We start from the raw sequence: 12,217 nt of genomic DNA on the forward strand, positions 1-12,217 counted from the left end.
GATCTTACCTGGAATCTTTACTGGAATTGTCACAGCTTTTTTTATGAAATAGCTATAGACTGTACATAGAGCATAGAGGGGGGAGCGCACATGCCGAAAGCCGGCTCTTTTCCGATCATTCAGGTGATAGGGTATAAAAACAGCGGAAAAACAACGATGGTGAATCGCCTGATCCGTTACGCTTCGCAACATAACATTAAAACTGCTTCGCTGAAGCATCATGGCCACCAGGATAGTTTGACACCGATTCACGCGGGAACAGATAGTTATAGGCATAAACAATCAGGGGCTTTTCTGACCGGAGTAGAAGGCGGCGGTTCACTGCAGCTGGAATTCGGCGAGGATGTCGAGGTTTCCCTCGATCAGCTCATCCAAATTTATGCTGGCTTTTCACCAGGGTTGCTGGTCGTGGAAGGATATAAACAGGAAATACACCCCAAAATTGTCATGGTCCGGGAACAAGAGGGTCTCGAGTTGCTTACGACGGTCTCTAATGTTAAAGCGATCATCCGATGGGATGCCCAATTGGAGTGCCCTTACGAAGGTATTCCGGTGTTTGAACTGGAAAATATTGATGATCATTTGGCGGAATTGATATATTTGTGTAAAGAGGTGTAAGCAATGAATGATAAATTTTGGATTTCTGAACAACCTTTGAACATACAGGAAGTTGTCGATCTCGTTACCCGTAGGGAAGCAGGTGCCATCAATACGTTCATCGGTACGGTCCGTGAGTTCACTAAAGGAAAACGGACGCTATATTTGGAATACCAGTCTTATGTACCGATGGCTGAAAAAAAACTTGCCCAAATAGGGGAAGAAATCAATGAAAAATGGCCTGACGCCGAGACAGCGATCGCCCACCGGATCGGGCGTCTGGATATTACCGATATAGCGGTTGTGATTGCTGTATCTACCCCACACCGGGCCGATTCCTATGATGCAAGCCGTTATGCCATCGAACGTATCAAAGAAATTGTTCCTATCTGGAAAAAGGAACATTGGGAAAATGGGGAAGAGTGGATTGGTGACCAAAAGGAACAAAAAGCTTACCCGACTGGACATCCGGAAGAGGAGGATCTGACATGAATAAAATCTTATTATTTGCCAGACTGCAGGAAAAAGCAGGGCAGGCGGAAGTGGAACTCGATGCCGTTAATAAAAGTATCGCAGAAGTAAAAGCCCTGTTGAAAGAAAACTACCAGATGGAGGAAATCGATACATCCATGGTGGCAGTCAATGAAGAATACGCCAATAGTGATGTGGTCGTGAAAGAAGGAGATACAATCGCCTTCATCCCGCCGGTCAGCGGTGGCTGATCAGATGACAGAAAGTAAGATATTTCTTAGGAGATACTCCCCATACAAAAATGCTCAGCATCCATGTCAGGGAGCTGAGCATTTTCTCTACATCAACATTTCTTTGGCGCGGCTGCTCATTTTTTCTGGTGACCAGGCAGGGTGCCAGACGAGCTCAACATGGACATCATTAACATCATCGACTCCATAGATCATAGTTTCGGCACCACTGACGATACTGTCATGAAGTGGACAGCCAGGGGTGGTCAATGTCATCTGCACATGGACATCATTGGTTTCGTTGACATCAATTTTATAGACAAGTCCGAGATCGACAATATTAATTCCGAGTTCCGGGTCAATCACTTGATATAGTGCTTCTTCGACTTGTTTCGTTAATTCCATGATAATCCACTCCTTAGTTATCTGGTTAAAACACGCACGATTGAGCTTACATATAACGACGATGTAATCGTTAAAAACGCCTGTGCTGTAAAAACTAATCCCGGCATTTCCAGCATGGCGGTTACAGCCAGCATCACCACTCCTGCAGTCATGGCCGCAAAAAGGATGGTTCCCCATTTTTCCTGTATCATTTCTTTCAGTGTTGGTACATTCTTTTTACCCACACTCCCGGAATACTTATGAGTCCACCATAAAAATGGAACTATCTTGTAAAGGTATCCCATGATGCTGAAGATAATCCACATCATGATGTAAAGATAGATCATCCAGCTCCAGGCTGTAACAGCTGTGACACCAACGATACTCATCAGCAGGGCAGATGTATGAATCATCCATCCGAAAATAATAGAGATTAAGGAGAAAACAAACGGCTGATCGAGCTTTTTTTTGATCCGCTTCTTAACTATTTCTCTCATGTCGATAACGTAACCTGTAAACCCGATCCATAGGAAACCCCACCCGATTGTCAGCAGCCAGGAAGCACTACTCCATACAGCAGCAATCATCAAAATGAGTCCTGCAATATAACTGATAAACGCACCCTTAGCCCATTTCATAGCAAAACCGTGTGAAAGACTGAACATGGGCACCATTTTATAAGAAAAGCCGAAAATCAATAAGGTAAACCAGCCGGTAAGTCCGAAAATCAAATGAGACTTGAACAAAGCATCATAATCGACAATTGCTCCAAACGCCAGGTTCCAGGTCAAGAAAATTCCAGCCATGATTGTAAGCAGTAAGAACACGAGTGCTCCACCGACAAACCAGCTCATGATATTTGCTTTTTTCTGCTTCAGCAATGTCATTGCGATTTGGAACAGGAACATTAAAATACCGATAACTGCCAGGCTCCCTGCAAAGATTGCTGCGTCCGGTTTCAAGGAAAGCGCAATCGATAAACCAGCAACCCCGGCAGCGGTTATAAAAAATTGTATGAAGCCGAATCTTTCATTCCAAATCGGTGTCAAAAAAGCGACAGGAACAAGCTGGTACATCGCTCCCATGACAACCATTACTGCCCAACCGAGTAAAAGAAAGTGGGCGGCCATCCATAAGTCGGGCATACGGAATGTGCCGTTGCTCAAAGCAGCAGTGTTCATCCATAAAAGTGACTGGGCAGTGACAAAGGATATTAGGCCAAAAAGGATGAAGGCGAGCGGAAGTTTGATATTTGTTTCTGTTTTTGTCTGCAACTGCGGTATCATATTAATCACCAGATTTCGTTATCGTTATGCGGAAGCTCCCGTCTTCTTGTTCCTCCGTTTCATAATGATGGCCAAGTTCATCAAGTTCAGCGAATAAAAACATCGGGCGCCGGTCATTGATGATGACAAGTGCTTCCTTATCGGTCATTTCTTCAAGTGCTGTCAGTGTCCGCATCATCGGCTGTGGCGGTTCTAATCCACGGTTATCAAGGATCATTGCACTTCACCGCCCCGTTTATAAAAAGTAACCTTCCAGTGTTTTGGCTCCACATGTTCCAATTGATGGTCAAACCCTTTTTTGTCCAACACCTTCAGCAGGGGGATTGGTTTGAATGGGGCATGCAGCAGGAGAGCTTCGTCCTCCTTTAAACTTTTAACAGCATTCATGATTTTATGGAACGGATCATTCTTCAGTTTCAAATCTTCCCTGACATCCAACTCTACGATAGCAGCTTGTTCTGCCATATTCATCACCTCATCATCGGTTTATACCCTTATGATAATCATTTTCAATTAATCAGGTAGTGATGCTTATCACAGGCTTAAAAGAGTTCTTCCTCCAAAGATTCCGGATGTAATTTGAAATAGCCGTCAAAGTCCGTGAACACGAGATTATTTTTCTTGAGCTGAGTCAACGTGCGGCTGACCGTTTCCCTGCTCGATCCAATCATGTTCGCAAGTTCCCGGTTAGTAAAATGGGAATGTAGTTTTACCCAGCCATCTTTATCATCTTTGCCGTATAATTTGCCAAGCCGGATCAGCAGCATGATAATCTGCTCATAAGTATTATGAAGTATCTGTTCTTCCAGCCGGTTTTGCAGGTCAACGATTTTATCTCCGAGCACTTTGAACAGCTTGACGGAAATTTCGGGATGGTTGATCAGCGTTTGTTCAAAAGAAGGTATCGGAATGTGAACCAGTATTGCCTCATCTAATATTTCTGCATGAGCCGGGCATTCATCTTTCCGGAAGAAACCCTGGTGGGGGAACATGTCACCCGGCTGAAGGACATTGACGATCTGTTCTTTTCCATGAAAATCTGTTTTATATATCTTCACCCTTCCTTGATTGATGAAGTAGACATTCTGCAGGGGATCCCCCTGCATGAATACATGGGTACCGGCCCGGTAGCGGCGGGATTTAGCCAGTTCAAGGACGGGTTCCATTTCTATATCGGTCAAATCTTTGAATATAGGAACATTCTGTAACAATTGCTGTGTGGAATGGAATTTCACATTAAACATCCTTTCTTATCCAATTTCTACTATATAGTGTAGCATTTAAAAGTGGTATTTTTGATACTTCTTTTTGAACAATTTATAACTATCTTTGTACGTTGGCTGTGATGAAAATCATAGGGGCCTGTTGCTTCTTCTCACACCCGGATAAAAAAAACAGGAGTAACATGAAGGCATACAAACGAAAGGGTGTGAACGTGATGGGTGTTCGCAAGCTGGAGGAATGGAAGCATAAAGAAGCCAAACCTACCACTAAAAACGGATTACTTAAATCTGTTTTAATCGTTACACTATTAGCAAGTTTCACAGTTTTAATCGTCGGGGGATTTTGGATATTCGAAAATATGGCCCCTCGTCCGATGGAAGCGACCAGCTCAGACGGTGAAGTCGTCATGACGCAGGATTCCATCATTGGCGGTCAGGCTGTGTTCCAAAAATATGGCCTGATGGATTATGGAACAGTCTTAGGACACGGATCCTATATGGGTCCTGACTATACGGCGGAAGCACTCAAAGTCTACACCGTCGGGATGCAGGATTATTACGCTTTGCAAGAACATGATCAGCCCTATGCTGACTTGACTCAAGAGCAGCAGACGGTAATCAAAGAAAAAGTCATTGCAGAAATGCGGGTCAATCGCTTTAATGAAGAAACCAATGAATTGCCGTTGACCGATGCCCAGGTATTTGGTCTGGAGCGGGTGGAGGCTTACTACGAAGAAATATTTAAAAACGGTGATGGCTGGGGGTTAAAAGCCGGGTTAATCCAGGAATCTCACGTGCCGGGGGAAGGAGAGCGTCTATACGTTGCGGATAGCGACCAGATCAAGCAGATTTCCCATTTCTTTTTCTGGACCGCATGGCTTTCCAGTACAGAGCGGCCGAATGATGATATAACTTATACAAACAACTGGCCTTATTTTGAAGATGCCGGCAATACGATGGCTTTCTCAGCGGTCTGGTGGAGCGGTGCCAGTGTCACTGTCCTGATTTTGTTCGTCGGACTGATTTTGTTCGTATTCTATCGTTATCATCTTGGCATGCAGGAGGCTTACACGAAGGATAACTATCCAACCTTCAATCTTGCCAGGCAGAGTCTTACTTCCTCCCAGGTAAAATCAGCCAAGTACTTTATGGTTGTCGCCTTACTATTCCTGGTGCAGGTCATGTTCGGGGCCTTGATGGCACACTATTACGTCGAACCGGATTCGTTCTTCGGAATGGATTGGATCTTTGAACTTTTACCATTCGGTATCGCCAAAGGCTATCATCTGCAGCTTGCAATCTTCTGGATAGCGACTGCATGGCTCGGAATGGGAATCTTTATTGCGCCGGTTGTAGGTGGACATGAGCCAAAACGTCAAGGTCTGCTTGTCGATATTTTATTCTGGGCATTAGTAGTCTTAGTAGGTGGCTCAATGATCGGTCAATGGCTTGGGGTCAACGGCTATCTTGGCAACCTGTGGTTCCTGCTTGGCCACCAGGGCTGGGAATATTTAGAGCTTGGACGGATCTGGCAAGTGATTCTTGTTGTCGGAATGCTGATTTGGCTGTTCATCGTTTATCGGGGTATCCGGAACGGTTTGAAAAAAGAACGTGATAAAGGTGGTCTTGTCCACTTACTGTTCTATGCATCGATAGCAGTTCCAGCATTTTATATCTTTGCATTCTTCATTAACCCAGGTGCTAATTTCACGATGTCTGACTACTGGCGCTGGTGGATCATCCATCTCTGGGTAGAAGGTATTTTTGAAGTATTTGCGGTAGTCGTCATCGGGTTCCTGTTAGTACGGATGAAACTGGTTACCAAGAGTTCTACGGTAAAAGCACTGTACTTCCAGCTGATCATCCTGCTGGGAAGCGGTGTTATCGGTATCGGTCATCATTACTACTATAATGGTTCAGCTGAAGCCTGGATTGCACTCGGATCTGTATTCAGTGCACTGGAAGTTATTCCGTTGACTTTGCTGGTACTGGAAGCATATGACCAATATAAGATGATGCGTGCGGGGGGAGTCGATTTCCCTTACAAAGCCACATTCTGGTTCCTTATTTCCACAGCGATCTGGAACCTGGTCGGAGCTGGTGTGTTAGGATTCCTTATCAACCTGCCAGCTGTAAGCTACTTTGAGCATGGGCAGTTCCTCACACCTGCTCATGGACACGGAGCGATGATGGGGGTTTATGGAATGTTTGCCATTGCCGTATTGCTTTACTCCCTGCGTAATATCGTCCGGCCGGATAAATGGAATGACAAGTGGCTGAAAATATCCTGTTGGACATTGAACATCGGGCTTGCGGGAATGATTCTGATTTCTTTACTGCCTGTCGGATTCCTGCAATTAAAAGAAGCATTCAACAATGGCTACTGGGCATCCCGGGATGCATCCTTCCTGCAACAGGATATCATCCAGGAACTATTGACCATCCGTGCGATTCCAGACGTAATTTTCATCATCGGTGTTGTGATTTTAGCGGTCTTCGCAGTTAAGTCCATGTTCCACTTGCGTCCCGCTACCCATAAAGAAGGAGAAGCGCTGCCAATTGATGAGTCAGAAGAAGATTAATAATCATTTATAGGAGGAGATTCAAATGAAAAATCAAGAATTTGCTGCCAAAATTTATGCCCCGGAAATTGAGCCGAAAATACGTCATCCAAGGATTTTGGATACCTTCGATGAGCTCGCGAGCGGACAAGTGATGGAACTGATTAATGATCATGACCCTCGTCCATTGCGATACCAGTTCATGGTAGAGCGGGAAAATCAGTTCGAATGGGAATATCTAGAAGAAGGCCCGGAGCAATGGAGAGTGGCCATCTCTAAAAAATAATTAGGAGAGAGACTGCGGCGTGAACCTTTCATGCCGCAGCCTTTTACTGTACGTAGCCTGTCCTTCCTGCAGTTATCTGGCCGCCTATCAGCTTCTTTATGAAAACTTTTTGAATAAAGAAGAGGAGAGTCTCTGAAATGTGATGTAAATCACAACTATACGTCACATTCTTCGCTACAATTGAACCATGAAAATAGTGTTAACCGAGTATAGGGTAGCACGAAGGAGGGAACGTCATGTTCAACCGTGACTATAATGAAAATCCTTTTATTGTGATTTGGGAACTCACAAGGGCATGTGAATTGAAATGTCTCCATTGCCGGGCAGAAGCTCAATATAGGAGAGATCCCCGAGAGTTATCTTTTGAAGATGGTAAAAAACTGATAGATGACATATATGAAATGGAAAACCCCATGCTGGTCTTCACTGGAGGAGATCCATTGATGCGTCCGGACGTATTCGAGATTGCGGAATATGCCGTCCAAAAGGGAGTTCGTGTTTCCATGACACCTTCCGCTACTCCTAATGTCACGAAAGAAGCGATGGAAAAAGCAAAGGAGGTAGGCTTGTCACGGTGGGCGTTCAGTCTCGATGGACCGAATGCAGCAATCCATGACCATTTTCGTGGGACCTCAGGATCGTTTGACCTGACGATGAATGCAATAAAATATCTCCATGAACTGGATATGCCAATCCAAATCAATACCGTGATTTCCCGATATAACTACGACCATCTGGATGATATGGCAGCATTAATCGAAGAACTGGACTGTGTATTGTGGAGTGTGTTTTTCCTGGTACCTACTGGACGGGGGCAGGAAAAAGATATGATTACACCAGTAGAACATGAAAAAACATTCAAGTGGTTATATGAACTCTCTAAGCGTGTTCCATTCGATATTAAAACGACAGCGGCTCAGCATTACCGCAGAGTTGTCATCCAGAACAAGATGAGAGAAAACAGTCAAACGGCAGCAGATAAGGAAATCAATTATCAGGATGCCCTGATGAATGGGACGACCGGGCAGATTGATGGACTCGGACGGGCTCCTAAAGGGGTGAATGATGGGAATGGTTTTGTTTTCATCTCGCATATTGGTGATGTCTATCCAAGCGGGCTGCTGCCAATCAAGGCGGGAAATGTGAAAGAGACACCACTTCCAAAGATTTATCGGGAGTCTGAAGTATTCAAAAACCTCCGTAATCCGGATGCCTATAAAGGGAAATGCGGTGTATGTGAATTCCGGCATGTATGCGGCGGGTCAAGGTCCCGTGCTTATGCGATGACAGGGGACTATATGGAAAGTGAGCCATATTGTGTTTACATTCCGAAAGCATTGCGTGGTAAAAAGAAAGCCGGAACTATCTGATGATGGATGAAGGTTATTCCAATTAGAACGAGGTGACTGGGATGAAGTTGTTTTTGCCTAAACAGCACGGTGCCTGGGCTATGTTGACAGTACCATTCTTATTAGGGATGGTGGCAGGGGGCTTCAACTGGCTTCAGCTACCTTTGCTCATCGGATGGGTTGCTTTGTATTTAGCAACTTACCCATTGATTCTGGCGATGAAAAAAAGGAAAATCCGTTTTCACATGAGCTGGTTTCTCCGATATTTTATCGTCGCAGTGATTTTTGCTTTACCAGTATTGATCGTCGAACCTTTCTTGTTTGTAATTGCATTGATGATGGTCCCCTTCTTTATGATCAATTTATGGTTTGGGAAGAGAAACAAAGATCGTTCCCTCTTAAATGATTTCTCAGCGATCACCGCTTTCGCTATTAGTGGGCTCGCCTCTTACTATTTGGGGGCAGGGTATATTGACGAGCTTGCCTGGTCAGTATTCTTACTTGCGATATTGTTTTTCTATGGCAGTGCTTTTTTTGTCAAAACCATGATCAGAGAAAAGAAAAATCCAGCATTCCGCTGGATTTCCTGGGGCTATCATGTAATTGTGGTCGGATTGTTCCTGGCTACAGGTGCATGGGTGGTAATGTTCGCTTTCATTCCAAGCCTTGCCAGGGCCATCTATTTGTATGGAAAGCAATGGAAGCCGATGCAGATCGGTATTCTGGAAATAGGAAACTCCTTGTTTTTCTTTATCATTCTATCTGTCGGTTTCTTTTAATCGATGCTGCATAGGACAATCGGACAATTTTCACAATTGATTTCATCTTTTAAATATTGAAGGTCCTTGATGATGATTTTATTTTTATTTTTATCCAACTCAAGGACTTCTTTTCGTTTCAAATCACTGAGCATCCGGTTGACGCTTTCCCTTGAGGTTCCGCAGAAATTGGCCAGTTCCTGATTGGTCAATGCGATATCAATAAGAATATCATCGGGGCGTTTAATGCCATAGCTGTTAGTAAGACGGATCAACGTGGAATATAGTGCACCTTTTTTACCATGTAAAACAAGATCGCGGAACTTTGTTTGTGTCTTTCGAAAATGCTCGCTCATCCACTTCATGTATTCAAATGCTAGTTCCGTATTTGTCAGCAATTCCCGTTCTAAGTAATCTTTTTTTATTACTGCCACTTCGGCATCTTCCAGCACTTTTGCATTCAATAGGTAAGTAGCATCGTCTGTAAACAGGGTAAGTTCCCCGATGATGTCGCCTTTTTGGCAGATACGGAGGGAGAGCTCCCTGCCATCCGGCGAAATTTTGCTGATCTGGATTCTTCCAGATTGAATAATATACATCTGGTCAGCGTCTTCACCTTCCTGGAACAAGAATCGATTTTTTTCGATTTTTTGTACATGATCTACGGACGAAAGCAATTCTTTCAACTCTTCAGATATTGAATGTTTGCTCAATTGCTTTACCATATGCACAATCCCACCTTTATCTATTCATGTCGGGCATGGTTATTTTTAGCAAGTTGTTATTACTCATTTAAAATCATATCCTAAAGTACGTCAAGATATGATAGAAAGAAAGAGGATGGTTTCCACCATCCTCTTTTAGCTTATAGGGTTTTCTTTTGTGACGGTGTGACTTTTATCACACCATTATAAAATCATGATCGCGATCGCACCGACGATAAAGCAATAGAAAGCGAAATATTTTAAATTTCCTTTTGCCATAATATTCATGAACCATAATAAGGCGAAATACGTGGCGATGACCGAAGCGATGACTGCGAGTGTCCATAAAACCCACATCTGCGAAATGTTTTCTTCAAGCAAATCTCCGACTGACAGAACCATCGTTCCCAGACTGACCGGCACGTATAATAAGAAAGAAAAGCGCAGGGCAGTTTCCTGTTTCATGCCGAGCAGCATCGCTGCCACTATGGTAGCTCCCGAGCGGCTGATCCCAGGGATCAATGCTACGGACTGGGCAAGCCCGACAATTAAAGCATCTTTCCAGTTAAGTCCGCCTTCCCCTTTTGTTCCCCGGATATTACGGATGATCCAAAGCGCGATACCTGTAATGATCAACGTAACCCCGACCAATTGAGGCGCTTTGAATGTTTTACCGATCCAATCCTCTAAAAGAAGTCCGAGTACTCCTGCAGGGATGGTCCCGATGATCAAGTAGACAATAAACATGAATTCCGATTTATTTTTCTCATCTTTATGGACAGCATAGCTTATCCCGTTTTGTGCCAGCCGGATAATATCTTTCCGGTAAACGATCAATACCGCGATCAATGAGCCAAAATTGAGCAGCACTTCGAGCTGTAGCCCCTCTAAGTTCATCCCGAAAACAGACTGTAATAGGGACAAGTGACCGCTGGATGAGATTGGGATAGGCTCCGTTATTCCCTGGAACAACCCTAAAAATATGTATTTAATTAATAACCAAAATTCCGTAGTTGCTTCCATATCTATAACCTCCTGGTTAAATTACAATGATGTTCTTCTTACTGATAAAATTCATTATTAGCCTATGTTTGTACACGTAGAGAATGACTATCCACGTGTATGAAAGAATGGCAGATGCACATGATAAAACTATATAGAATAAAAAGGAGTGTGCACAATGGGTCAAAGACACCAATTTCGCGCTGGAGATCATGCACCGAATAATGGAGTATATGTGGAAATCGGTGAGACAGGGAGCATGGTGACAGAGCCGCAGCAAATCCATTTGAAGGCTGGCGACCGTTTCCCTGAAACAAAAAACCAGGACCGGATTTGGACATATAAACGCAAACCTTAATATACCATGAATACAAAAGGCTGTCTCCATAAATGGTGAAATTCCCACCATCAGGAGACAGCCCTGTTTTGTATTAGTTTTCTAAAAGGATGACTAAGCCTCGTCCTTGATTAACCCCTCAGCAAGCACAATCGCAGCTCCAGAGAATAGAACGGTTAAAATAATGACTTGGACGAAACTGAAAGTGGAACTTTGCATATTGCTGATTACATAAGTAATCATGGAGCTTAATAAGAAAGCCCAAAAGATAGTCCAAAAGAAACGCATATCTGTTCACCTCATTTAACATTCTCCCATTAGTTTATCAAACCCCGTAAAAAAAATAAATATGAAATCGCTTTAGTCGATGAATAATTGAATAACCTGCCCCTTGGTATGAATAAATATGGAATAACGAAGGGGGACGCGAACATGGTGTATATCATCGATGCATGCTTCCATTGGATAGGGTTTCATTTAACGCAGCATTTGCTGACGGAAGGTCATGAAGTGATTGGGATTGATCCGATTGAAGATACAAAGCAGGAGAACTTGTATTTTTTTATTGGCCGTAACAGCCGGTTTCAACATTTTCACTCCATCGAAGAAATGGAGCGGCATTGTCATAATGAAACGATTGAAGCCGTGATAAGTGTTGTCAGGCCAGCATTCAGCAGAAGCTGTTATGGTGAATTGTTTGTTTGTGATAGTGTGGAAGATTTCAGGAATAAGGAAGGGACAGAGGTTGAACTTCCGCCACTTTACGGGGAATGGATGCCGCGGGATGAACAGACTATTTATATAAGTCAGACAGACCCATTCTTGCTTTCCGAACTGATTGATAGGGAAGATGCCATCTATATAGAAGACTTTATTGTATCTTTCTTTAAGAACTTTTCGGAAAAAGGAAGAAAAGGAACAGCAGGTGACTTCCGCTCTTTCTTGCCGGAGCAGACAAAAAATATTGAAGGGTTGAAAGAACAGTTACAGGAACATTACCGGCAATACCGTCGTATTTATGAAGATTAG

17 protein-coding genes are annotated in these 12,217 nt (G+C 43.6%); 9 read left to right on the forward strand and 8 right to left on the reverse strand.

Annotated elements, in window-relative coordinates; translation table 11 throughout:
• The first annotated feature begins 90 nt into the window (after positions 1–90).
• Genes mobB through moaD form a run of 3 tightly spaced genes read left to right on the forward strand, consistent with a single transcriptional unit; the run spans position 91 to position 1,319 of the window.
• Positions 91–618 (forward strand): molybdopterin-guanine dinucleotide biosynthesis protein B, encoded by a 528-nt coding sequence (gene mobB, locus P855_RS0102030; RefSeq protein ID WP_028782027.1) that lies wholly within the window; start codon positions 91–93, stop codon positions 616–618.
• Between the two features lie 3 nt (positions 619–621).
• Positions 622–1,089, forward strand: a complete 468-nt coding sequence (locus tag P855_RS0102035; RefSeq protein ID WP_028782028.1) for a molybdenum cofactor biosynthesis protein MoaE — start codon at positions 622–624, stop codon at positions 1,087–1,089.
• Positions 1,086–1,319 (forward strand): molybdopterin converting factor subunit 1, encoded by a 234-nt coding sequence (gene moaD, locus P855_RS0102040; protein WP_028782029.1) that lies wholly within the window; start codon positions 1,086–1,088, stop codon positions 1,317–1,319. Before P855_RS0102035 ends, moaD begins: the two co-directional genes overlap by 4 nt.
• A gap of 87 nt (positions 1,320–1,406) precedes the next feature.
• Here the strand turns inward: moaD and P855_RS0102045 are convergent, their stop codons facing one another.
• The 5 genes from P855_RS0102045 to P855_RS0102065 form a co-directional block, all read right to left on the reverse strand.
• The gene (locus P855_RS0102045) at positions 1,407–1,703 is read right to left on the reverse strand and encodes a metal-sulfur cluster assembly factor (protein WP_028782030.1); all 297 of its coding nucleotides are present in this window, start codon (positions 1,701–1,703) and stop codon (positions 1,407–1,409) included.
• A 17-nt stretch (positions 1,704–1,720) separates the two neighbouring features.
• Positions 1,721–2,968, reverse strand: a complete 1,248-nt coding sequence (locus P855_RS0102050) for a hypothetical protein (RefSeq protein WP_028782031.1) — start codon at positions 2,966–2,968, stop codon at positions 1,721–1,723.
• 1 nt (position 2,969) lies between these two features.
• Entirely contained in the window at positions 2,970–3,185 is a 216-nt protein-coding gene (locus tag P855_RS0102055) for a DUF2249 domain-containing protein (protein ID WP_028782032.1), read from the reverse strand.
• Positions 3,182–3,433 (reverse strand): DUF2249 domain-containing protein, encoded by a 252-nt coding sequence (locus tag P855_RS0102060; protein ID WP_028782033.1) that lies wholly within the window; start codon positions 3,431–3,433, stop codon positions 3,182–3,184. The genes P855_RS0102055 and P855_RS0102060 overlap by 4 nt, the downstream gene beginning before the upstream one ends.
• A 77-nt stretch (positions 3,434–3,510) precedes the next feature.
• On the reverse strand, positions 3,511–4,212 hold the full coding sequence (locus tag P855_RS0102065; RefSeq protein ID WP_037985571.1) for a Crp/Fnr family transcriptional regulator: 702 nt from the start codon (positions 4,210–4,212) through the stop codon (positions 3,511–3,513).
• 194 nt (positions 4,213–4,406) lie between these two features.
• Here P855_RS0102065 and P855_RS0102070 point away from each other — a divergent pair, with 194 nt between their 5' ends.
• The 4 genes from P855_RS0102070 to P855_RS0102085 all read left to right on the forward strand — a co-directional run bounded on the left by P855_RS0102070 (position 4,407) and on the right by P855_RS0102085 (position 9,166).
• On the forward strand, positions 4,407–6,773 hold the full coding sequence (locus P855_RS0102070) for a nitric-oxide reductase large subunit (RefSeq protein WP_028782035.1): 2,367 nt from the start codon (positions 4,407–4,409) through the stop codon (positions 6,771–6,773).
• Between the two features lie 25 nt (positions 6,774–6,798).
• Complete coding sequence (locus P855_RS0102075; protein WP_028782036.1) at positions 6,799–7,038, forward strand: DUF2249 domain-containing protein; 240 nt, start codon at positions 6,799–6,801, stop codon at positions 7,036–7,038.
• A 236-nt stretch (positions 7,039–7,274) separates the two neighbouring features.
• Positions 7,275–8,408, forward strand: a complete 1,134-nt coding sequence (locus P855_RS0102080) for a TIGR04053 family radical SAM/SPASM domain-containing protein (protein WP_028782037.1) — start codon at positions 7,275–7,277, stop codon at positions 8,406–8,408.
• 41 nt (positions 8,409–8,449) lie between these two features.
• A complete protein-coding gene (locus tag P855_RS0102085; protein ID WP_028782038.1) occupies positions 8,450–9,166 on the forward strand; it encodes a YwiC-like family protein in 717 nt (238 codons plus the stop codon).
• Here P855_RS0102085 and P855_RS0102090 read toward each other — a convergent pair.
• Together P855_RS0102090 and P855_RS0102095 are read right to left on the reverse strand one after the other, a co-directional pair.
• Positions 9,163–9,870, reverse strand: coding sequence for a Crp/Fnr family transcriptional regulator (locus tag P855_RS0102090; protein WP_028782039.1), 708 nt, complete (start codon positions 9,868–9,870; stop codon positions 9,163–9,165). The genes P855_RS0102085 and P855_RS0102090 overlap by 4 nt on opposite strands.
• A gap of 183 nt (positions 9,871–10,053) precedes the next feature.
• Complete coding sequence (locus tag P855_RS0102095) at positions 10,054–10,872, reverse strand: undecaprenyl-diphosphate phosphatase (RefSeq protein ID WP_028782040.1); 819 nt, start codon at positions 10,870–10,872, stop codon at positions 10,054–10,056.
• Between the two features lie 157 nt (positions 10,873–11,029).
• Between P855_RS0102095 and P855_RS0102100 the strand changes: the two genes are divergently transcribed.
• The gene (locus P855_RS0102100; protein ID WP_028782041.1) at positions 11,030–11,209 is read left to right on the forward strand and encodes a YjzC family protein; all 180 of its coding nucleotides are present in this window, start codon (positions 11,030–11,032) and stop codon (positions 11,207–11,209) included.
• A 93-nt stretch (positions 11,210–11,302) separates the two neighbouring features.
• On the opposite strand, the gene P855_RS21675 is transcribed toward P855_RS0102100, so the two are convergent.
• A complete protein-coding gene (locus P855_RS21675; protein ID WP_084315601.1) occupies positions 11,303–11,476 on the reverse strand; it encodes a YjzD family protein in 174 nt (57 codons plus the stop codon).
• Positions 11,477–11,620: 144 nt separating this feature from the next.
• Here P855_RS21675 and P855_RS0102110 point away from each other — a divergent pair, with 144 nt between their 5' ends.
• Positions 11,621–12,217: a hypothetical protein gene (locus P855_RS0102110; protein ID WP_028782042.1), complete on the forward strand. Its 597-nt coding sequence runs from the start codon at positions 11,621–11,623 to the stop codon at positions 12,215–12,217.

Source organism: Thalassobacillus devorans MSP14 (assembly GCF_000496835.1).
Classification (GTDB): domain Bacteria; phylum Bacillota; class Bacilli; order Bacillales; family Halobacillaceae; genus Thalassobacillus; species Thalassobacillus devorans_B.